The organism is Providencia huaxiensis, from assembly GCF_002843235.3.
Taxonomy (GTDB): Bacteria; Pseudomonadota; Gammaproteobacteria; order Enterobacterales; family Enterobacteriaceae; genus Providencia; species Providencia huaxiensis.
In genome coordinates this window covers 3,400,653-3,422,567 of the sequence record NZ_CP031123.2, presented here as the reverse complement: position 1 = coordinate 3,422,567, position 21,915 = coordinate 3,400,653, and the positions used below count along the sequence as shown (strand labels likewise).

Below are 21,915 nucleotides of genomic sequence, written 5' to 3'. Positions count from 1 at the left end.
CAAAATTGCGTTATGATGAGTTTATAACCAGCGAATAACTTAAAGTTAAGCAATTTCGTTTTAGGTTGGTAGTTAGAAGTATCAATTTATCGTAAATTGTGAAAATGAAAAATTAGCATAATAGAGCAATGAATTTTTCAGATATTCGTTGTAAATTTATTGTTAATAAAAATGTTTTTGATTGAAAAATATACACAGAAAACAACTTATTGTGCGAAATGCAATACCCAGAAAAACTATTTGTTAAAAAAGTGCCCGTTATCTCATTAACAGATAAGGAATTTGTTTAGAATACTGGCAATTAATAAACAAGTTCTCTTGCGTTAAACTCTCTCTCTATCTGTTAACAAATTGTTTTTTATACGTAATGTGTTAAGTGTATAACAAATAAAGTGATATCTTTTTAAAGTACAAATTAAGGAGTTTCAGAATGAAAGTTGCAGTCCTAGGTGCAGCAGGTGGTATCGGTCAGGCTCTCGCCCTTCTTCTCAAAAACCAGCTCCCAGCAGGTTCAGAACTCTCCCTCTACGACATCGCACCAGTCACTCCAGGTGTTGCTGCTGACTTAAGCCATATCCCTACTGATGTTAAAGTGACAGGCTTTGCTGGCGAAGATGCAAAACCTGCATTAAAAGGTGCTGACATTGTCCTTATTTCTGCGGGTGTTGCACGTAAACCAGGTATGGACCGTTCTGACTTATTTAACATCAATGCGGGTATCGTCCGTAATCTGATCCAACAAATTGCTGAAACTTGCCCTAAAGCATTGATTGGTATCATCACTAACCCAGTGAATACCACTGTTGCTATCGCTGCTGAAGTCCTGAAAAAAGCAGGCGTTTACGATAAAAACCGTTTATTCGGTGTGACGACATTAGATATCATCCGTTCTAATACATTTGTTGCTGAACTAAAAGGCAAAAATGTTAATGACCTCGAAGTGCCTGTGATTGGTGGCCACTCTGGTGTGACTATCCTGCCACTGTTATCTCAAATTGAAGGTGTTAGCTTCACTGACGAAGAAGTTGCAGCGTTAACTAAGCGTATTCAAAATGCAGGTACAGAAGTCGTTGAAGCGAAAGCGGGTGGCGGGTCTGCAACTTTATCTATGGGCCAAGCAGCTGCACGTTTAGGTTTATCTTTAATTCGTGGTCTGCAAGGCGAAAGCAATGTGGTTGAATGTGTTTACACCGAAGGTGATGGTGAGCATGCTCGCTTCTTTGCACAACCCGTTGTTTTAGGCAAAAACGGTATCGAAAAACATTTACCAATCGGTAAATTAAGTGCATTTGAAGAGAAAGCACTGAAAGACATGCTAGATGTATTAAAAGCAGATATCGAATTAGGTGAAAAATTTATTAATGGCTAATGCCAGTTAACACTTTTCCTAATTGTAAAGGGTTGAGTTTCGTTTAGAGCTCAACCTTTTTTATTGGGTTGCCATCAAAAGATAAGGCCGTGAATACATTGATTATTCACAGCCTTATATCTATATCCCATACAATTTTTAATCTTCCACTGGTGCCTTTTCTCTGACTTTTCTTTCTAATAAATCCCCTGTAATTGGGTCGTAATAACGACTTGGCCAAATTTCAGCTGGGTGAATGGCTAAGAAATTTGCAATGATCCATTCCCCTTTAGGCCAAGGGCGTGATAGCGCATTTGCTAACGTTGAAGAGCTTAGCCCTGCCTCGCGTGAAATTGCGGCAAGGGTTGTCCCACGTTTACGTAAAGCAGCAATGATATCTGCAGGGTGCCAGTCCGATTTCCGTAAAATCATTTTTTAGTCCTTTTTTCACTTAGAATCATGTAGAGTTAGTGGTACGAGTAACAGAAAATTATGGTACAGTCAGTACATCCGTTTAGTTATTGGAAATAAAATAACAGAAATTTCCCAAAATAATTTCTGATTTTTTCTTAAAAATTCATTTTATGAAACTGCCGTGGTTTTTATGAAATTAAATAGAAAGTCAGAATGAAGAACTGTGAATTAGGATAAAGCTTTGTTATTAAAACTAACTCTTTCTAGTTAGGGAGAGGAATGACATATTTAATGCTACTTTTTACTTGTACTCATAATATATCTAGATTAGTTAATAAAATTAGTTAAATTATTAGCGAGTAAATTATTTAATTGTCTGTTATTAAAAGAAATTAGAATTCTAATAACAAATATGATTTGTATATTATTATTTATAGGTATAAATAAAACGAATAGATTAATGAAGTTTTGAGAAAATAGAGATAGTTTTCAACAACTGGAAATCGAATTGTCATCATGACTAGGAGGGTCAGCATGTACAAGGAATGGCTTACGGCAAAAGAGTTGGTTGGGTTACAAGGGCTTCCCATGACAACTCAAGGCATTAATGCCATGGCAAGGCGTGAAAACTGGGTAAGTCGCAAAAGACGAGGTATTCAAGGCAAAGCCTTGGAATACCATATAAGTTCTTTACCTATCGATATTTTTGAAAGCCAGTTTGCTAACGAAACTTCACCACTTTATCAAGTAAAACGAAATGATAATGCCTTTATTTGGCAGGAAGCTTATAACCAGCTTTCCAATGATGAACGAGACATTATCCTGACATTTATTATGCGCGAAGGGGCACTAGCGCTAATTAATTTAATTAATAATAATTAATTTACAATTACTTAAGATGTAAATAATTAATATATAAAAATAATATTATATTGAATTAAAAAAAATTTTTAACAGATGACATTTTAGTAAAGCTGCAAAAGCAGGTTTCATAATACAAGTGTGAAGTGAAAAATGAAAAAATTGTGGTTCACTGCCAAAGAATTAGCTGGGTTAGAAGGACTCCCGACATCTCCTCAGGGAATTAACCTAATGGCAAGACGAGAAGGCTGGAAAAACCGCCGTAAAAGAGGGGTACAGGGTAAAGCTGTTGAGTATTATTTTGAAAGCTTACCGGGGGAAATCCAAGGGCAACTTAGCCTGCATGAGCCTTCGGTAACTTACCAAAGCCAAAGAACAGATGCATTGCAAATTTGGTCGGAAGCGTATTACCAACTGACAGAGTCTGAGCGCAATAAAATAGTGAAATATATCCTGCGTTACGGTTTGTCGTCACTGCTTGCTCAAATCGATGAAGAAGACAAAGGGGAAAAATAACGTTTCCCCTTTTCTTGATCTGCTTTGTCTTTTCTAGTGACTAAGAGTGGCGTTGAATTGCGATATAAGCTAAGCCGATCAATGCATCTTTATAAATTGAATCTTCAATTACATTCAAGGCATCAATCGCTTTTTGTGCTTCTTCTTGGGCTCTTGCATAGGTATATTCAAGGGAACCACAGCGTTTCATGGTTGCCAGAACCGTATCTAACAGATGGCGCCCATTGCCTTGCTCAATCGCTTGGCGGATCAACGCGGATTCTTCTTCATTACCATTTTGCATTGCGTGAAGTAGGGGAAGTGTAGGTTTACCTTCATCTAAATCATCACCCGTATTTTTTCCTAATTGAGCGTTGTCTGCATCATAATCGAGAAGATCGTCAATTAACTGAAAAGCTGTACCAATATAGCGACCATAATCTTGTAGCGCTTTTTCTTGTGCCGGTGTTGCATTAGCTAAAATAGCAGATGCGTGAGCGGCCGCTTCAAAAAGACGTGCGGTTTTACTGTAGATCACTTGCATGTAGTTTTCTTCAGTAATATTGGGATCATTGCAGTTCATCAGCTGTAAAACTTCCCCTTCAGCGATCACATTCGTCGCTTCAGACATCAGTTTTAGCACCCGCATTGAATCGAGATCCGTCATCATCTGGAATGATCGAGTGTAAATAAAATCACCCACGAGGACACTCGCTGCATTACCAAAAACAGCATTTGCAGTTTGTTTTCCACGACGCATATCGGACTCATCAACGACGTCATCATGTAGCAGCGTTGCGGTATGAATGAACTCGATCAACGCTGCAACTTGGGTATGTTTATGACCCGAGTAGCCTAAAGATCGACCTGCAAGCACTGCGATCATCGGCCGGATCCTTTTACCGCCACCACTGACGATGTAATAACCAAGCTGGTTAATTAGTGCAACATCTGAATTCAATTGACTGAGGATGGCTTCGTTTACCGCTGACATATCCTCAGTTGTCAGTTCAATAATAGATTCTAAATTCATTGTAATTTATTCATATTATTAGTTTTTGGTTCATTCCCGAAATAAAAAAATGGGAGACCGATAGAACAGTTATCTTTCTAGCATAACATTATTAATTATAAGATTATCAGGTGTGATGCAAAAAATGTTTAAATAAGTAACAATTGAGTGAATAGGCGCTAAATCAATGCTCAAAAACGGTTATTGAGAAAAAAGTCGTATTTTTTGTCATCTAACCGCATTATTGGCTTGTGTTCTGATGCTTTTTTGCGTAGAATTCGCGCCCTATTGTGAATATTTTATAGCGTACTCTGGAATTGAAATATTTAACGGGTGCGCGGAAAGCGGAGTTAATATGTACGCGGTTTTCCAAAGTGGTGGTAAACAACACCGAGTTAGCGAAGGTCAAACTGTCCGCCTAGAAAAGCTGGACATCGCAACAGGTGAAACTGTTGAATTTGATCAAGTTCTGATGGTTGCTAATGGCGATGAGATCCAAATCGGTGCTCCTATCGTTGAAGGCGTTAAAGTGAAAGCGGAAGTGGTTGCACACGGTCGTGGCGAAAAAGTTAAAATCGTCAAGTTCCGTCGTCGTAAACATAGCCGTAAACAACAGGGTCATCGTCAGTGGTTCACTGATGTTAAGATCACTGTCATCGCTTAAGATTTAGGAGAGCAGATTAATGGCACACAAAAAGGCTGGTGGTTCGACTCGTAACGGTCGTGACTCAGAAGCAAAACGTTTAGGTGTTAAACGTTTTGGTGGTGAAGCTGTATTAGCAGGTAGCATCATCGTTCGTCAACGTGGTACTAAGTTCCACGCAGGTAACAACGTAGGTTGTGGCCGTGACCACACTCTGTTCGCATTAGCGGACGGTAAAGTTAAATTTGAAGTTAAAGGTCCAAACAATCGTAAATTTATCAGCATCGAAGCTGAATAAGTTTTCTGACCTTTAATTCAGAATTAAAGCCCTGCAAAAACCTTTTGCGGGGCTTTTTATATTCAGATATTTGATCTTTAATGAACTACACACGAATTAAAGATGCACCATCTCTGAGTAGAACAGCCATCCAGCGTTATGCGGCTCAGAAGCGGAGAGAGAATTATGAAATTTGTAGATGAAGCCAAAATATTGGTCGTGGCAGGAGATGGTGGCAATGGTTGTGTCAGCTTCCGCCGTGAAAAATACATCCCTAAAGGGGGACCGGACGGTGGTGACGGTGGCGATGGTGGGGACGTTTACTTACAAGCAGACGAAAACCTCAACACGTTAATCGATTACCGTTTTGAAAAATCCTTTCGTGCAGAGCGCGGCCAGAATGGCCAAAGCCGTGAATGTACAGGTAAACGTGGTCAAGATATCACAGTTAAAGTGCCCGTAGGAACGCGTGTACGCGATTTAGGGACTAACGAAGTACTTTGTGATATGACGCGCCACGAACAACGTCATATGGTCGCTAAAGGCGGTTTCCATGGGCTTGGAAATACCCGTTTTAAATCTTCAGTAAATCGTGCTCCACGTCAACGTACAATGGGGACAAAAGGGGAAACTCGCGAAATACTGTTAGAGTTGATGCTGTTAGCGGATGTGGGCATGCTTGGTATGCCAAATGCGGGTAAATCAACATTTATTCGTTCAGTATCAGCCGCCAAACCAAAAGTTGCAGATTATCCCTTTACCACTTTAGTCCCAAGCTTGGGTGTGGTGCGTATGGATAACGAACAAAGCTTTGTGGTTGCGGATATACCCGGGTTGATCGAAGGTGCGGCTGAAGGCGCAGGTCTTGGGATCCAATTCCTGAAACACTTAGAGCGCTGTCGTGTCTTACTTCACTTGGTTGATATTTGCCCTATTGATGAGTCTGATCCTGTCGAAAATGCGAAGATCATCATTGGTGAGTTAGAAAAATACAGTGAAAAACTGGCAGCAAAACCACGTTGGTTAGTCTTCAATAAGATTGATATCTTAGGTGAAGAGGGATCAGCACAGCGCGCAGCAGAAATTGCCAAAGCAATGGGCTGGGAAGATAAATTCTATATGATTTCCGCAGTTAACCACGAAGGTGTGAAAGCACTGTGTTGGGATATCATGGAATTTATGAATACTCAACCACGTGATATGGCAACGACTGAAGATACACAGCAACCTGAGAAAGTTGAATTCATGTGGGATGACTACCACAAAGAACAACTTTCAGGTACTGAAGATTTTGATGATGACTGGGATGACGATTGGGATGAAGATGACGACGAAGGTGTCGAAATCATTTATCAAAAATAGTTTATCTTAAAAATGTAAAAAGGCGCGAAAGCGCCTTTTACATTTCTAAACCCACGTATGTCTAAACCGCGTATGATCAGTTTTTCTGATACAGATCTTTATACAGACGGCTTTCAAATCGTACTAATGGTACTCGACGAGTACGCTGCTGGTTTTGTGGTACCGCATAAGCAGAGATAAATTGCACAAAAGCCACACGTTGGCCACTGGCGGTTGTGATAAAACCAGCGAGGTTATAGACCCCTTGTAGTGCTCCCGTTTTGGCGGAAACTTTACCATTTACACCAGCCTCATCAAAACCACCACGGTAACGCAAAGTGCCATCATGGCCGGCAAGTGGAAGCATAGAAATAAAATCGAGTTGTTGATCATTTTTTGCGATAAACTGCAAAACTTCCATCATCGTTGCTGGGGTGATCAAGTTATGGCGGGACAAACCAGATCCATCAACCATTACGGTATTGCCAAGGTCGATCCCTGCTTTTTGCTTCAGCACTTGTCTTACCGCATCGGATCCTGAACGCCAAGTCCCTGGAACACCATAATATTCCCGACCAATAGTACGAAAAACAGTATCCGCTATCATATTATCGGATTTTTTTAGCATCACTTTGAGCAAGTCATGCAGTGGTTTAGATTCAGTTTTGACTAACACCTGTGATTGAGGTGCTGGAAATGTACGTTTTTTCACATGGCCAGTAAGCTCAATACCCGCGGTGGTTAACTCATTTTTGACAATCGCCCCTGAGTAACTCGCTCCATTTTGCACCGCAAAGGCAAGTGGCAAGGGCTCACTGCGTTGAGTTAAGCAACCTGTTAGGGTGTAGCGGTTCAGTTCACCAGGAACGACATCAAGCTCGCAATAGCGTGCTTCTGGGGAGCCTTTAGCTAGTGTTTTGACTTCGCTGAACATATTGACAGGGTAAAAACTAGCCGCCTTAATGAATGCATAATCTCCTGCTTTTTCAGCGGGGTAAAGAGAAACTGAAAAACAGTTACGGTCAATAATAGCAGCAGCAGGCGGCGCACTAAAACATTGGGTCATGTCATTCCAAACCCAACCTGGTGCTTTGTCATGGCTAGTAAAAGCAGAAATATCAACAACCAGATCGCCATCAACTTTATGGATCCCAAGCTGCTTTAATGCATTAGCCATATTACGAATTTGTTGGCGGGTTAGTGTTGGGTCACCACTGAAACGGATCACTAAATCGCCAGTCAATGTGTTGTTGCTAAGTTTTGCATCAGTTTCAAAATTGGTGACAAAACGGTAGTCTGGCCCCAGTTGTAACAGGGCGGCAAGAGCGGTCACAACCTTTTGCGTACTTGCAGGTAATGCCATTTGCTGCGCATTATAATCAATTAATGGGGTGCTACTTCCCACTTTTTGCGCGACCAGAGCAAGGTTAGTGCCATCAGGTAAATATTGTTTGTACTCATCAATAGGAATAGCTAGAGCTTGCGCACTGGCTAAGGTTATTCCTAAAGAGATTATCCATTTTCTGGTTAAAGTTAATAATGACATATATTTCACGCATTAGGGTGGACATATAATACATACTAAAGTGTAATGCCTAAGAAAGTAAACGGTGACCCGTTATTAAGTCTCAGTTAAAATAGCGTACATTATGATAAGATAAATGAGTACATAAGTCTGATTGCGTTTTTTTACTAGAACACCCTCGTTTTACGTAGGTGTTCGGTGTACTGTTGTTACAAAATCAGGAAGATACTTGTTTTTAGATAGGATTGAACCGAGGTATTTATTAATGAAACAGATCCCGATGACGGTACTTGGTGCGGATAAGCTAAGAGAAGAGCTTGAATTCCTTAAATCTGTCCGTCGCCCAGAAATTATTGCATCTATTGCAGAAGCGCGTGAGCACGGTGACTTAAAAGAAAATGCAGAATATCATGCAGCACGTGAGCAACAAGGTTTCTGTGAGGGCCGTATTCAAGAAATTGAAGGTAAACTTTCTCACGCTCAAGTGATCGATGTCACTAAAATGGTTAATAACGGTCGCGTTATCTTTGGCGCAACAGTAACAGTATTGAATGTTGATACTGACGAAGAGCTAACGTATCGTATTGTTGGTGATGACGAAGCCGATATTAAGATCAATCTGATTTCTGTGAACTCACCGATAGCACGTGGCTTAGTGGGTAAAGAAGTTGATGATGCGGTCTCGATTAAAACCCCAGGTGGCGATGTCGAGTTCGAAATTCTTAAAGTTGAGTATATCTGATTCCTATTTGCCTGAATTGGTTATATTATTTCCCTGATTTAAAGAAAAAGGCCGCAGGCGGCCTTTTTCACCATATAAAACATGCTTTCAATGGCATTTTTATATAAATGATGAGGGATTATTTAGGTAAAATGATTTTGCGGTCTGCCGAAGGACGGTAGATAACAAGAATTTTACCGATGATTTGTACATTTACTGCACCAGTTTCGCGAACAATCGCATCAGCGATCAAATTTTTAGTATCACGGTCTTCGCCTGCGATCTTGACTTTGATAAGCTCATGATGCGCTAATGAGAGTTCAATCTCAGCTAAAACACCTTCGGTTAAACCATTGTTGCCGATCATAACAACAGGGTTTAAATGGTGAGCGAGACTTTTTAGGTGCTGAATTTGTTTTTTATTAAGATTCATTGATTTTTTGCTTGGTTAGTATTGAAAATGGCTTATTCTACCGCCATCTGATATCTATCACCATCAATTATATCTTTTTGATGGTAAAGAAGCAGCAAGTTAGGTGAAGTTCTTTTAGTATAGTTGGAAAGCACAATGGCCAATAAAAAACGTTCGGCAAGCTCAAGTCGCTGGTTGCAAGAGCATTTTAGTGATAAATATGTTCAGCAAGCACAAAAAAAAGGGCTGCGCTCACGTGCATGGTTTAAGCTGGAGGAAATCCAGCAAGGTGATAAAATTTTTAAACCAGGTATGACCGTTGTTGATTTAGGAGCAGCCCCTGGTGGTTGGTCGCAATACGTTGTTAGCCAAATAGGTCATAATGGGCGGGTTATTGCTTGTGACTTATTGCCGATGGACCCAATCGTTGGTGTTGATTTCCTGCAAGGGGATTTTCGCGACGAAGCCGTTCTCGCCGCTTTGTTAGAACGCGTTGGCGACAAAAAAGTACAGGTGGTCATGTCTGACATGGCGCCAAATATGAGTGGGACACCAGCGGTTGATATTCCTCGCTCTATGTATCTAGTTGAATTAGCATTGGATATGTGCCGTTCTGTATTGGCACCTGGGGGAAGTTTCATTGTTAAAGTGTTTCAGGGAGAAGGCTTTGACGATTACCTTAGGGATATCCGCTCCCTGTTTACGAAAGTAAAAGTTCGTAAACCTGAATCTTCGCGGGCACGATCGCGTGAAGTATACATTGTAGCGACAGGGCTAAAACTATAGTACCCTGAGCGTTATTTGTTAACACAGTTGTAATATGAGGTTAATCCCTTGAGTGACATGGCGAAAAACCTGATTCTCTGGTTAGTCATCGCAGTTGTTCTGATGTCCTTGTTCCAGAGTTTTGGCCCAAGCGATTCGAATAGTCGCAGAGTTGATTATTCAACGTTTATCAATGAGTTAGCCCAGGATCAGGTACGTGAAGTTCGTATCACCGGTCGTGAACTGAACGTCAGAAAGGCTGATAATAGCCGCTATACAACTTATCTTCCTATGCAGGATGAGAAGCTGTTAGACACTATGCTGAATAAGCATGTGACGGTTGTTGGTGAACCACCAGAAGAACCAAGCTTACTGACATCTATTTTTATTTCCTGGTTCCCAATGCTTCTGTTGATTGGTGTCTGGATTTTCTTCATGCGCCAGATGCAAGGCGGTGGCGGCAAGGGGGCAATGTCATTTGGCAAAAGTAAAGCCCGCATGCTGACAGAAGATCAGATCAAAACAACATTTGCAGACGTTGCTGGGTGTGATGAAGCCAAAGAAGAAGTGGGCGAAATCGTAGAGTTTCTGCGTGAACCTGCTCGTTTCCAAAAACTTGGCGGTAAAATTCCAAAAGGCGTCCTGATGGTAGGGCCTCCAGGAACAGGTAAAACATTACTGGCAAAAGCTATCGCTGGTGAGGCAAAAGTGCCATTCTTCACCATTTCCGGTTCTGACTTTGTGGAAATGTTTGTGGGCGTGGGTGCTTCTCGTGTTCGTGACATGTTCGAACAAGCGAAAAAAGCAGCGCCTTGTATCATCTTTATTGATGAGATCGATGCGGTAGGTCGTCAACGTGGTGCAGGTCTTGGTGGTGGTCACGATGAGCGTGAACAAACACTGAACCAAATGCTGGTTGAGATGGACGGTTTCGAAGGTAACGAGGGTATCATTGTTATCGCAGCAACTAACCGTGCTGACGTACTTGACCCTGCCTTATTACGTCCAGGTCGCTTTGACCGTCAGGTAGTCGTTGGCTTACCAGACGTTCGTGGCCGTGAACAAATTCTGAAAGTGCATATGCGTCGTGTACCTATCGACCCAAGCGTGGATACTTTCATTCTTGCACGTGCAACTCCGGGTTTCTCGGGTGCTGAATTGGCAAACTTGGTTAACGAAGCCGCATTATTTGCAGCACGTGCAAATATGCGTGTCGTTTCCATGGTGGAATTCGAAAAAGCGCGTGACAAAATTTGGATGGGTGCAGAGCGTCGTTCTCTGATGATGACCGAAGAGCAAAAAGAATCAACGGCTTACCATGAAGGTGGTCATATGATTATTGGTCATTTAATGCCAGAGCATGACCCTGTTCACAAGGTTACAATTGTTCCACGTGGCCAAGCGCTGGGTGTGGCATTCTTCTTACCTGAAGGTGATGAAGTTAGCCGTAGCCGCTTGAAACTCGAAGGTATGATTGCGACAGCTTATGCGGGTCGTATTGCGGAAGAGTTGATTTATGGTCGTGAAAAAGTCACTACAGGGGCTTCTTCCGATATTCAGTTCGCAACCAATACTGCACGTAACATGGTAACGCAATGGGGCTTCTCAGACCGTTTAGGTCCAATGCAATACTCGAAAGAAGAAGGCCCTGCGTTCTTAGGTCGTTCTTCAGGTAATGGTTCTGGAATTTCTGATGAAACAGCACGTATTGTTGATGAAGAAATTAAGAAAATTTTAGACCATTGCTACCAACTGGCTTACAAAACACTGGAAGACAATATCGATATTCTGCATGCAACGAAAGATGCATTGCTGAAATATGAAACTATCGATATGCCAATGATTGATGATTTAATGAATCGTCGTCCAGTTCGTGAGCCTGCAGGTTGGGATGAAGATAAAAAAGTCAGTAATGTGACAGGTACATTTGGTAAAGGTGCAGCAAACGCAGCTGAAAAACCTCAATCTGAAGAACCGAAAAACAGTACTGAAGAACCAAGTAAGACAGATAATAGTCATACAGATAATAGTAATAATGCTGATGAATCAAACCCATCAGACAATAACGACAGCAAGCCACAATAAGCGGTCGTGAAATAAAATACGAAGACCCCAGTTCGCTGGGGTTTTTTTCGTTAAGGAAAAATAACAATGCAGATCAAAGCGAGAGGCAGTGTCCTTGACTTATCAACACCTAAGGTGATGGGGATTTTGAATGTTACTCCTGATTCATTTTCAGATGGTGGCACTCATAATCGTTATCAGGATGCGCTTGAACATGTGGCCAAAATGGTTCAACACGGTGCGGCTATCATTGATATTGGAGGTGAATCAACCCGTCCTGGCGCTGCCGAAGTCTCTGTGAATGAGGAACTTGATAGAGTTATCCCTGTGGTTGAAGCGATAGCGCAACGTTTTGATGTGTGGGTTTCAGTCGATACATCTAAAGCACAAGTCATGGCAGAAGCCGCAAATGCAGGTATGCATATCATCAATGATATTCGCTCGCTTCATGAGCCGGATGCATTAGAAGTCGCTGCGAAAACAGGTTTACCCGTGTGTATTATGCATATGCAAGGTCAGCCAAGAACGATGCAAGAAGCACCGAATTATGAAAACGTGGTGCGTGAAGTAAAAGACTATCTTAACGCTGAAATCACCCGATGCGTGACGGCCGGGATTGATAGACAGCAAATTATCCTTGATCCAGGCTTTGGCTTTGGCAAAAACTTGTCGCATAATTACCAGTTATTGGCAAACTTAGAACAATTTCATAATTTCGGACTACCGCTATTGGCAGGGATGTCACGTAAATCTATGATTGGACAATTATTGAATGTTCCACCACAAGAACGCCTCGCAGGCAGCCTAACTTGTGCAGTGATTGCTGCGATGCAAGGGGCACACATCATTCGAGTTCATGATGTCAAAGAAACCGTGCAAGCGATGCAAGTGGTACAGATGACTCTGTCAGAAAAGGAAAAATAAGCGTATGAGCGACCGTAAATATTTTGGTACTGATGGTATTCGTGGCAAAGTGGGCGATAGCCCAATTACCCCTGATTTTGTTTTAAAATTAGGTTGGGCGGCAGGGAAGGTCCTTGCACGTCATGGCTCACGTAAAATTATTATTGGTAAAGATACGCGTATTTCTGGCTATATGTTGGAATCCTCTTTAGAAGCAGGCTTAGCAGCTGCAGGTCTATCTGCATCTTTCACAGGCCCAATGCCAACCCCTGCAGTCGCTTATTTAACACGCACTTTCCGTGCAGAAGCGGGGATTGTGATTTCCGCATCTCATAACCCTTATTATGATAATGGGATCAAATTCTTCTCAATTGATGGAACTAAGCTGCCTGATGAAGTAGAAGAAGCCATTGAAGCTGAAATGGAAAAGCCGATTACCTGCGTTGAGTCAGCAGAGTTAGGTCGTGCAAACCGCATAGTCGATGCTGCAGGCCGCTATATTGAGTTCTGTAAAGGAACGTTCCCAAGCGAACAAAGCCTGTCTAGCTTAAAAATCGTCATTGACTGTGCTAACGGGGCTACTTATCACATCGCACCAAATGTGTTTCGTGAATTAGGGGCTGAAGTCATCACTATTGGTTGCGATCCGAACGGGATCAACATCAATGAAGAATGTGGTGCAACGGATGTTCGTCAGCTACAACAAAAAGTATTAGAAGAAAAAGCCCACGTCGGTTTAGCATTTGATGGTGACGGTGACCGTATTATTATGGTCGACCACCTCGGTGAAAAAGTTGATGGTGACCAAATTCTCTTTATTATTGCTCGCGAAGCGCTACGCCAAGGTCAGCTTAAAGGTGGCGTTATCGGAACCTTGATGAGTAATATGGGGTTAGAAATCGCCCTAAAACAGCTAGGGATCCCTTTTGAGCGTGCAAAAGTGGGCGACCGTTATGTGCTCGAAAAATTACAGGAAAAAGGCTGGCGCATGGGGGCTGAAAACTCAGGTCACGTGATTTTATTAGATAAAACGACTACTGGTGACGGGATTGTAGCGGGCTTGCAAGTATTAAGTGCAATGGTACGTAACCACATGAGCCTACACGACTTATGTAGTGGTATGAAATTATTGCCTCAAGTGCTAGTTAATGTTCGTTTCAAAGGCCAACACGATCCACTACAGAGTGATGCGGTAGTTGCTGCGAACGAAGAAGTTGAAAAACAATTATCAGGAAAAGGCCGTGTGTTACTGAGAAAATCAGGAACAGAACCGTTAATCCGTGTCATGGTTGAAGGTGAAAACGAAGCTGATGTGACTGCAATGGCAAACCGCATTGCTGATGCCGTAAAAGCAGCTGGCTAAGTTGTTATTGGTGAAGCTGAGCAATATTTTGATGATTTGTTGTTTTTTTCTGCAAATAATCAAATGGAGTCAAAATAGACTTGCTTGTCTGCTCAGCTTTGGTTAGTATTCGCACCTGCTCAATCCCGTAAGAGTGTTTCTTCGCGGTCGAAATGAGTAGGTGTGCAGTGATAAAGGTCATAGCATTACGCTATGCACCGCAACTGAATAGGTAACTCAAATGTATGTAGCTCTTTTAATTATATTCTTGCTAGCGGCTATCGGGCTTATTGGTCTGATCATGTTACAGCAAGGTAAAGGTGCTGACATGGGAGCTTCATTCGGTGCGGGCGCTTCTGCAACACTGTTTGGTTCATCGGGTTCAGGTAACTTCATGACCCGTATGACTGGGATCTTGGCTGCTGTGTTTTTCATCATCAGTTTAATACTTGGCAATATGACTGCCAACAAGTACGGAACTGGTAGTGGTAGTAAGTGGGAAAACATTAGTGAACCTACTAAAGTCGAGCAACCAACAGACGTTCCGGCAGCACCAGCTACACCAACGAGCGATATCCCTCGTTAAGTGTGAAAGATTCCGAATGAAGGCAACTAATGCCATCATTAAGTAGTAAGCTCAGCGATGAGTGAGAAGTTAAAATTTGAGGTTATTGATTAAGTATTGATAACCTCGCCTCAGTGCCGAGGTGGTGAAATTGGTATACACGCTACCTTGAGGTGGTAGTGCCTACAAAACGGGCGTACGGGTTCAAGTCCCGTCCTCGGCACCATTATTTTAGATAGCTTGTGATTTACAGGTTATCCGTGTAGAATATGACACGTTTTCGAACGCGGGATGGAGCAGCTTGGTAGCTCGTCGGGCTCATAACCCGAAGGTCGTCGGTTCAAATCCGGCTCCCGCAACCATTTCTTATTCAACATACCTTGTCAGTATCGCAGTCTATAGTAGTTATCCGGTGTAGTAATCAAGTGCAGTTATCTAACAGCTCTCAAAATTTCTCATCGATTTCTCTAGATTTTACAGGTATAATAAGAATATGGTGAACCCGTGCACTACAGGGTCCAGTTGCATAAAGCCCCGAATTTCGGGGTTTTTTGTTATTTGACAATCGAATTAACTGGGCTTTTATAGCCCTTTTTTTATGTCTGGGGGTGGGCTTGTCCACATTAGAACAGAAATTAACAGAGATGATCTCAGCACCTGTGGAGGCGCTAGGCTTTGAATTTGTAGGCTTAGAGTTTGTCCGTGGCCGTACATCAACACTGCGTGTCTTCATTGATAGTGAAGAAGGCATCACTGTTGATGATTGTGCTGATGTCAGCCATCAGGTCAGTGCAGTATTGGACGTTGAAGATCCAATTTCTGTCATTTATAACCTGGAAATATCGTCACCAGGGCTTGAGCGTCCATTATTCACCATTGCGCATTACGAGCGTTTTATGGGGGAAGAGGTGGCATTGACTTTGCGTATAGCAATGCAGAACCGCCGTAAGTGGCAAGGAATTATTAAGGCCATAGACGGTGAAATGATTACGGTTACTGTAGATGGTAAGGATGAGGTGTTCGCCCTCGGCAACATCCAGAAAGCTAACTTGGTACCCCACTTTTAATAAAGTTCAATGAGGCAACTAGGATGAATAAAGAAATTCTGGCTGTTGTAGAAGCGGTTTCTAACGAAAAATCCCTCCCTCGTGAAAAAATCTTCGAGGCTCTGGAAACTGCATTAGCGACGGCGACTAAAAAGAAATACGAGCAAGAAATTGATGTCCGTGTGGAAATTGACCGTAAATCAGGTGATTTCGACACGTTCCGTCGTTGGTTAATTGTGGAAGAAGTCACAATGCCAACACGTGAAATTACGTTGGAAGCGGCTCAATACGAAGATCCAGCGCTGCAGCTTGGAGAGTACGTCGAAGACCAAATCGAGTCTGTTGTATTTGACCGTATTACCACTCAAACAGCTAAACAAGTTATCGTACAGAAAGTTCGTGAAGCAGAACGTGCGATGGTTGTTGACCAATTCCGTGAGCAACAAGGTGAAATCATCACTGCTCAGGTAAAAAAAGTTAATCGTGAAAATATCACGTTAGATTTAGGCAATAACGCTGAAGCCGTTATTCTGCGTGAAGATATGTTGCCACGTGAAAATTTCCGTCCAGGTGACCGTATCCGCGGAGTCCTGTATGATGTTCGTCCTGAAGCACGCGGCGCACAGCTTTTTGTTACGCGTTCTCGCCCTGAAATGTTGATTGAATTATTCCGCATTGAAGTGCCAGAAATCGGCGAAGAAATTATTGAAATCAAAGCCGCTGCCCGTGATCCAGGTTCTCGTGCAAAAATCGCAGTTAAAACTAATGACAAGCGTATCGACCCAGTTGGTGCTTGTGTTGGTATGCGTGGTGCACGTGTTCAAGCCGTTTCTAGTGAACTAGGCGGCGAAAGAATTGATATTGTGTTATGGGATGATAACCCAGCTCAGTTCGTTATTAATGCTATGGCTCCGGCTGATGTTGCATCTATTGTCGTCGATGAAGACAAATGTACGATGGATGTTGCCGTAGAAAGTAGTAATTTGGCACAAGCCATTGGGCGTAACGGTCAAAACGTGCGTCTGGCAGCTCAATTACTGAAAAAACACCGTGGTGATGACAAATGGGAATTAAATGTCATGACCGCAGAAGAGCTCAATGCAAAACATCAGGCAGAAGCACATGCTTCTATTGATACATTCACCAAGCATCTTGATATTGATGAAGAGTTTGCCACTGCACTTGTTGAAGAAGGCTTCTCGACGTTAGAAGAACTGGCTTACGTGCCTATTAATGAACTTCTGGAAATTGATGGTCTTGACGAAGAGACTGTTGAAGTTCTACGTGAAAGAGCGAAAGCGGCCCTCACCACAATAGAATTGGCTCAAAAAGAGAGCCTAGGTGATAATCAGCCAGCAGAAGATTTATTGAATCTTGAAGGTATGGATCGTACTCTTGCCTATAATTTGGCTACTCGTGGAATCTGTACACTGGAAGATCTTGCTGAGCAGGGCATCGACGACCTGATTGATATTGAAGGTCTGGATGATGAGAAAGCAGGTACGCTCATCATGGCCGCACGTAATATTTGCTGGTTCGGTAACGATGCGTAAACACTGTAGCAGGAAGGAACGGCATGACAGAAACTGTAAAAACATTGGCAACGGAAATTCAAACCACAGTTGATCGCCTGGTACAGCAATTTGCTGAAGCAGGGATCAAAAAAGGTGAGAATGACTCTGTTAGCCAGTCAGAAAAAGAAGCTTTACTGAGCCATTTAAACCGTGAACAAGGCGGGGCAACGGGTCAGCCAAGCAAAATGACACTACAGCGCAAAACTCGTAGTACGCTGAGTGTCCCCGTCACCGGTGGCAAAAGCAAATCGGTAAATGTCGAAGTCCGCAAAAAACGCACTTATGTGAACCGTGATGCTGAAGAAGCAAAAGCGGAAGAGCAGGCGCAGCGTGAAGCGGAAGAGCAGGCACAGCGCGAAGCTGAAGAACTGGCACAACGTCAAGCAGAAGCAAAACGATTAGCAGAAGAAGCCGCTAAACGTGAAGCGGAAGAAAAGGCAAAACGTGAAGCCCAAGAGAAAGCAAAACGTGAAGCAGCAGATAAAGCTACGCGCGAAGCAGCGGAAAGAGAAAAAGTGAAACCAAGCGAAAATCAACAAAAGACAGGCAAAGCTGTAGAAAGTAATGCCGACAAACAACGCCGTGAAGCTGAAGCTGCGGAGCTAAAACGTAAAGCTGAAGAAGAAACTCAGCGCAAAGTTGAAGCAGAAGCACGCCGTGTAGCTGAAGAAGCTCGCAAAATGGCAGAAGAAAACGGTGAAAAGTGGACTGCTGAAACGAAAACTGAAGAAGACAGCGATTATCACACGACAACTTCGACGCACGCTCGTGCGGCTGAAGATGAAAGTGATGAGAAAGAAGAAGGCCGTCGTTCACGTAATCGTACTGCAAAAGCACCTCGCCAAAAGAAAGGTAATAAACTTTCTGAAAAAGCAGATCGCGAAGAAGAACGAGCCGCAGGCCGTTCAGGTCGCAGTAAAGGTAAACAACGTAAAGGTAGTTCTTTACAACAAAGCTTTACTAAGCCAGCAGCTGCGGTTAACCGTGATGTTGTGATTGGCGAAACGATCACTGTTGGTGAACTTGCTAATAAAATGGCAGTAAAAGGTTCTCAAGTCATCAAAACGATGATGAAGATGGGCGCAATGGCGACTATCAACCAAGTGATTGACCAAGAAACTGCACAGTTAGTTGCAGAAGAAATGGGCCACAAAGTTATTCTGCGTCGTGAAAACGAATTAGAAGAGTCAGTAATGAATGACCGTGACACAGGCTCTGCAATGCAAGAGCCACGTGCACCAGTTGTTACTATCATGGGTCACGTTGACCACGGTAAAACTTCTTTACTTGACTACATTCGTTCAACGAAAGTGGCGTCAGGCGAAGCGGGTGGTATTACTCAGCACATTGGTGCATACCACGTCCAAACTGACAAAGGTATGATTACCTTCTTAGATACCCCAGGTCACGCCGCGTTTACTTCTATGCGTGCTCGTGGTGCTCAGGCAACAGATATCGTTGTACTGGTTGTTGCTGCGGACGATGGTGTAATGCCACAAACAATCGAAGCTATCCAGCACGCAAAAGCGGCGGGTGTGCCAATCGTAGTTGCAGTGAACAAAATTGATAAGCCAGAAGCTGACATTGACCGTGTAAGAAATGAACTGTCTCAGTACGGTGTTATTTCTGAAGAGTGGGGCGGTGACACTCAATTTATCGGTGTATCTGCGAAAGTGGGTACAGGTATTGACGATTTACTTGATGCGCTGTTGCTACAAGCTGAAGTATTAGAACTTAAAGCTGTTTATACCGGTATGGCGAGTGGTGTGGTCGTTGAATCTTATCTGGACAAAGGTCGTGGCCCAGTTGCAACAATCTTAGTTCAAGAAGGTACACTGAACAAAGGCGACATCGTCCTGTGTGGTTTCGAATATGGCCGTATTCGTGCAATGCGTAACGAATTAGGTAAAGATGTTCAGTCTGCAGGTCCTTCAATGCCAGTCGAGATTTTAGGTCTGTCTAGCGTACCTTCTGCAGGTGATGAAGCGACAGTTGTACGTGACGAGAAAAAAGCACGTGAAGTTGCCCTGTATCGTCAAGGTAAATTCCGTGATGTTAAACTCGCTCGTCAGCAGAAATCTAAACTGGAAAACATGTTTGCTAACATGGAAGAAGGTAAAGTTTCTGAGCTGAATATCGTTCTGAAAACCGATGTTCAAGGTACTTGTGAAGCGATTACTGACTCTCTAATGAAGCTGTCGACTGATGAAGTTAAAATTAAAATCATCGGTTCTGGTGTTGGTGGTATCACTGAAACTGACGCAACATTAGCAGCGGCATCGAATGCTATCATTTTAGGCTTCAACGTACGTGCAGATGCTTCTGCGCGTCGTGTGATTGAAAGTGAAAGCGTTGACTTACGCTACTACTCTGTTATCTATAGCTTAATTGATGAAATCAAACAAGCGATGAGCGGTATGTTAGCGCCTGAATACAAGCAGCAAATTATTGGTCTTGCAGAAGTTCGTGATGTGTTTAAATCACCGAAATTCGGCGCTGTTGCTGGTTGTATGGTTACTGAAGGTACCATTAAACGTAACAACCCAATCCGTGTCCTGCGTGATAACGTCGTTATCTATGAAGGTGAGTTAGAATCACTGCGTCGCTTTAAAGATGACGTCAGCGAAGTTCGTAACGGCATGGAATGTGGTATCGGCGTTAAGAACTACAATGATGTCCGTGTCGGCGATATGATCGAAGTCTTCGAAATCATTGAAGTTAAACGTTCTATCGACGGTTAATTTTGTGAGTACCCACGAAATGTCGTGGTGACAAACCAGTATGAATGAGGGGGCGCTTGCCCCCTTTATTGTCAGGAGATATAACGATGGCAAAAGAATTCAGTCGTGCACAACGCGTAGCACAAGAGATGCAAAAAGAAATTGCGATCATTTTACAGCGCGAGATCAAAGATCCGCGTATTGGTATGGCTACTGTTTCAGGTGTCGAGTTATCTCGTGACCTTGCATACGGTAAAGTCTTTGTGACTTTTTTCAATATCGCTAATGATAAAAGCGAAGAAGAAATGGTTGCAGATGGCATTAAAGCATTAAATGAAGCGTCTGGTTTTATACGTTCATTAATTGGGAAAGCAATGCGCTTGCGTATTATTCCTGAGTTAACATTTGAATATGATAATTCACTTGTTGACGGTATGCGGATGTCTAATTTAGTGTCAAATGTGATCCGCGATGATGAAAAACGTCGTGCGGATGTTAGTGATAAAGAGGAAAAATAATGGGGCGTCGTCGTAGCGGCCGTAATATTGACGGTGTAGTGCTGCTGGATAAACCCACGGATATTTCTTCAAATGATGCGCTGCAGAAAGTGCGGCGCTTTTTTAATGCCAATAAAGCTGGGCACACGGGGGCACTTGACCCTCTAGCAACAGGAATGTTGCCTGTTTGTCTCGGCGAAGCGACGAAATTTTCCCAGTTTTTACTCGATTCAGATAAACGTTATCGCGTCATTGCTCGTCTTGGGCAGCGTACTGATACGTCAGATTCACATGGCGAAATTATTAGTGAGCGTAACGTAGAGTTTACACAGCAGCAACTGGATGATGCTTTAGAATTTTTCCGTGGTGATACATTACAAGTTCCTTCAATGTATTCAGCGTTGAAACACCAAGGTCGTCCATTGTATGAATATGCACGTAAAGGTATTACCGTTGAACGTGAAGCTCGTCCAATTACAGTGTATGAATTACAGTTTATTCGTTTAGAAAATAACGAATTAGAACTGGAAATACACTGTTCTAAAGGCACCTATATTCGTACAATTATCGATGATTTAGGTGAGATGTTAGGCTGTGGTGCGCATGTCATTTACCTGCGTCGAGTGCAAGTGGCTAACTATCCTTATGAGCGAATGGTAACATTGGAGCAACTAGCCGCTTTACGGGCAAAAGTCGATGCGGGTGAAGGTTCTTTTGAGTCCTTGCTTGACTCTTTATTATTGCCAATGGATACCGCAGTTGTTCATTTTCCAGCAGTAAATATTACAGAAGAAACAGCGGCTTATTTCAAACAGGGTCAACCTGTGAGAGCCGCAGTCCAAGCCCTTGAAGAGGGTTGTATGGTACGTGTCACCTGCGGTGAAGCGCAACGGTTTATCGGTATTGCTCTTATCAGCGAAGATGGCAGACTTGCACCGAAGCGTTTGGTCGTGGAAAATGAACCGTCCGCATAGTGGCGCTTATTGCTTTGCTGCCTTAAGCAGCGTAGAATAGCGGCGCTTAATCTTGAGATGCTAAATTAGAGATTGGCTCTCATCACTTACATTAATCATTTTGGAGTTTATTATGTCTCTAAGTAATGAAGCGAAAGCTAAAATCGTTGCTGAGTTCGGCCGCGGTGAAAATGACACTGGTTCAAGCGAAGTTCAAATCGCTCTGCTGACTGCACAAATCAACCACCTGCAAAGCCACTTTGCAGAGCACAAAAAAGATCACCACAGCCGTCGTGGTCTGCTGCGTATGGTTGCTCAGCGTCGTCGCTTACAAGCTTACTTGAAAGGTAAAGATATCGCGCGCTACACAGCTCTTATCGAGCGTTTAGGTCTGCGTCGTTAATCTTGTCAGTTTCAGGGGAAAGGGGCCAAATGGC

General features: G+C 42.8%; 22 protein-coding genes and 2 tRNA genes. 20 read left to right on the top strand and 4 right to left on the bottom strand.

Annotation, left to right across the window (positions count from 1 at the left end):
• The first annotated feature begins 430 nt into the window (after window positions 1-430).
• Window positions 431-1,369 (top strand): malate dehydrogenase, encoded by a 939-nt coding sequence (gene mdh, locus CYG50_RS17435; RefSeq protein ID WP_004905937.1) that lies wholly within the window; start codon window positions 431-433, stop codon window positions 1,367-1,369.
• A 138-nt stretch (window positions 1,370-1,507) separates the two neighbouring features.
• On the opposite strand, the gene CYG50_RS17430 is transcribed toward mdh, so the two are convergent.
• Window positions 1,508-1,780: a helix-turn-helix domain-containing protein gene (locus CYG50_RS17430; protein WP_102138220.1), complete on the bottom strand. Its 273-nt coding sequence runs from the start codon at window positions 1,778-1,780 to the stop codon at window positions 1,508-1,510.
• Window positions 1,781-2,296: 516 nt separating this feature from the next.
• Here CYG50_RS17430 and CYG50_RS17425 point away from each other — a divergent pair.
• On the top strand, window positions 2,297-2,644 hold the full coding sequence (locus CYG50_RS17425) for a DNA-binding protein (protein WP_102138219.1): 348 nt from the start codon (window positions 2,297-2,299) through the stop codon (window positions 2,642-2,644).
• Between the two features lie 132 nt (window positions 2,645-2,776).
• Window positions 2,777-3,139, top strand: coding sequence for a DNA-binding protein (locus tag CYG50_RS17420; RefSeq protein ID WP_102138218.1), 363 nt, complete (start codon window positions 2,777-2,779; stop codon window positions 3,137-3,139).
• 40 nt (window positions 3,140-3,179) lie between these two features.
• Here CYG50_RS17420 and ispB read toward each other — a convergent pair whose 3' ends face one another.
• Window positions 3,180-4,151 carry an octaprenyl diphosphate synthase gene (gene ispB / locus CYG50_RS17415; RefSeq protein WP_102138217.1) on the bottom strand — a complete coding sequence of 324 codons (972 nt, stop codon included), beginning with the start codon at window positions 4,149-4,151 and terminating at the stop codon, window positions 3,180-3,182.
• A gap of 334 nt (window positions 4,152-4,485) precedes the next feature.
• On the opposite strand from ispB, the gene rplU reads away from it, so the two are divergent.
• The 3 genes from rplU (at window position 4,486) to cgtA (ending at window position 6,412) form a co-directional block, all read left to right on the top strand.
• Window positions 4,486-4,794, top strand: coding sequence for a 50S ribosomal protein L21 (gene rplU, locus CYG50_RS17410; protein ID WP_102138216.1), 309 nt, complete (start codon window positions 4,486-4,488; stop codon window positions 4,792-4,794).
• Window positions 4,795-4,813: 19 nt separating this feature from the next.
• Window positions 4,814-5,071 (top strand): 50S ribosomal protein L27, encoded by a 258-nt coding sequence (rpmA, locus tag CYG50_RS17405; protein WP_004905922.1) that lies wholly within the window; start codon window positions 4,814-4,816, stop codon window positions 5,069-5,071.
• A gap of 165 nt (window positions 5,072-5,236) precedes the next feature.
• Window positions 5,237-6,412, top strand: a complete 1,176-nt coding sequence (gene cgtA, locus CYG50_RS17400) for an Obg family GTPase CgtA (protein WP_102138215.1) — start codon at window positions 5,237-5,239, stop codon at window positions 6,410-6,412.
• A gap of 76 nt (window positions 6,413-6,488) precedes the next feature.
• Here the strand turns inward: cgtA and dacB are convergent, their stop codons facing one another.
• Window positions 6,489-7,937, bottom strand: coding sequence for a serine-type D-Ala-D-Ala carboxypeptidase (dacB, locus tag CYG50_RS17395; RefSeq protein ID WP_102138214.1), 1,449 nt, complete (start codon window positions 7,935-7,937; stop codon window positions 6,489-6,491).
• A gap of 244 nt (window positions 7,938-8,181) precedes the next feature.
• Here dacB and greA point away from each other — a divergent pair, with 244 nt between their 5' ends.
• Complete coding sequence (greA, locus tag CYG50_RS17390) at window positions 8,182-8,658, top strand: transcription elongation factor GreA (protein ID WP_004905916.1); 477 nt, start codon at window positions 8,182-8,184, stop codon at window positions 8,656-8,658.
• A gap of 118 nt (window positions 8,659-8,776) precedes the next feature.
• Here the strand turns inward: greA and yhbY are convergent, their stop codons facing one another.
• The gene (gene yhbY / locus CYG50_RS17385; protein WP_004905914.1) at window positions 8,777-9,070 is read right to left on the bottom strand and encodes a ribosome assembly RNA-binding protein YhbY; all 294 of its coding nucleotides are present in this window, start codon (window positions 9,068-9,070) and stop codon (window positions 8,777-8,779) included.
• A gap of 135 nt (window positions 9,071-9,205) precedes the next feature.
• Here yhbY and rlmE point away from each other — a divergent pair, with 135 nt between their 5' ends.
• The 13 genes from rlmE to rpsO all read left to right on the top strand — a co-directional run bounded on the left by rlmE (window position 9,206) and on the right by rpsO (window position 21,881).
• Window positions 9,206-9,835, top strand: coding sequence for a 23S rRNA (uridine(2552)-2'-O)-methyltransferase RlmE (rlmE, locus tag CYG50_RS17380; RefSeq protein ID WP_102138213.1), 630 nt, complete (start codon window positions 9,206-9,208; stop codon window positions 9,833-9,835).
• Window positions 9,836-9,892: 57 nt separating this feature from the next.
• Complete coding sequence (ftsH, locus tag CYG50_RS17375) at window positions 9,893-11,899, top strand: ATP-dependent zinc metalloprotease FtsH (RefSeq protein ID WP_102138212.1); 2,007 nt, start codon at window positions 9,893-9,895, stop codon at window positions 11,897-11,899.
• Between the two features lie 66 nt (window positions 11,900-11,965).
• A complete protein-coding gene (folP, locus tag CYG50_RS17370; protein WP_102138211.1) occupies window positions 11,966-12,802 on the top strand; it encodes a dihydropteroate synthase in 837 nt (278 codons plus the stop codon).
• A 4-nt stretch (window positions 12,803-12,806) separates the two neighbouring features.
• Entirely contained in the window at window positions 12,807-14,144 is a 1,338-nt protein-coding gene (gene glmM / locus CYG50_RS17365) for a phosphoglucosamine mutase (protein WP_102138210.1), read from the top strand.
• A 220-nt stretch (window positions 14,145-14,364) separates the two neighbouring features.
• On the top strand, window positions 14,365-14,709 hold the full coding sequence (secG, locus tag CYG50_RS17360) for a preprotein translocase subunit SecG (RefSeq protein ID WP_004905902.1): 345 nt from the start codon (window positions 14,365-14,367) through the stop codon (window positions 14,707-14,709).
• Window positions 14,710-14,824: 115 nt separating this feature from the next.
• Window positions 14,825-14,914: transfer RNA gene (locus tag CYG50_RS17355), tRNA-Leu, on the top strand.
• A 59-nt stretch (window positions 14,915-14,973) separates the two neighbouring features.
• Window positions 14,974-15,050 (top strand) — tRNA-Met (locus CYG50_RS17350).
• A gap of 252 nt (window positions 15,051-15,302) precedes the next feature.
• Window positions 15,303-15,755, top strand: a complete 453-nt coding sequence (gene rimP, locus CYG50_RS17345; protein ID WP_036958775.1) for a ribosome maturation factor RimP — start codon at window positions 15,303-15,305, stop codon at window positions 15,753-15,755.
• Window positions 15,756-15,778: 23 nt separating this feature from the next.
• A complete protein-coding gene (gene nusA, locus CYG50_RS17340; protein ID WP_004905898.1) occupies window positions 15,779-17,287 on the top strand; it encodes a transcription termination factor NusA in 1,509 nt (502 codons plus the stop codon).
• A 23-nt stretch (window positions 17,288-17,310) separates the two neighbouring features.
• Complete coding sequence (gene infB / locus CYG50_RS17335; protein WP_102138209.1) at window positions 17,311-20,049, top strand: translation initiation factor IF-2; 2,739 nt, start codon at window positions 17,311-17,313, stop codon at window positions 20,047-20,049.
• An 86-nt stretch (window positions 20,050-20,135) separates the two neighbouring features.
• Window positions 20,136-20,546 (top strand): 30S ribosome-binding factor RbfA, encoded by a 411-nt coding sequence (rbfA, locus tag CYG50_RS17330; protein ID WP_004905894.1) that lies wholly within the window; start codon window positions 20,136-20,138, stop codon window positions 20,544-20,546.
• The gene (truB, locus tag CYG50_RS17325; RefSeq protein WP_102138208.1) at window positions 20,546-21,499 is read left to right on the top strand and encodes a tRNA pseudouridine(55) synthase TruB; all 954 of its coding nucleotides are present in this window, start codon (window positions 20,546-20,548) and stop codon (window positions 21,497-21,499) included. The genes rbfA and truB overlap by 1 nt, the downstream gene beginning before the upstream one ends.
• Before the next feature lie 112 nt (window positions 21,500-21,611).
• Window positions 21,612-21,881, top strand: a complete 270-nt coding sequence (rpsO, locus tag CYG50_RS17320) for a 30S ribosomal protein S15 (RefSeq protein WP_004905890.1) — start codon at window positions 21,612-21,614, stop codon at window positions 21,879-21,881.
• The last annotated feature ends 34 nt before the right edge of the window (window positions 21,882-21,915 follow it).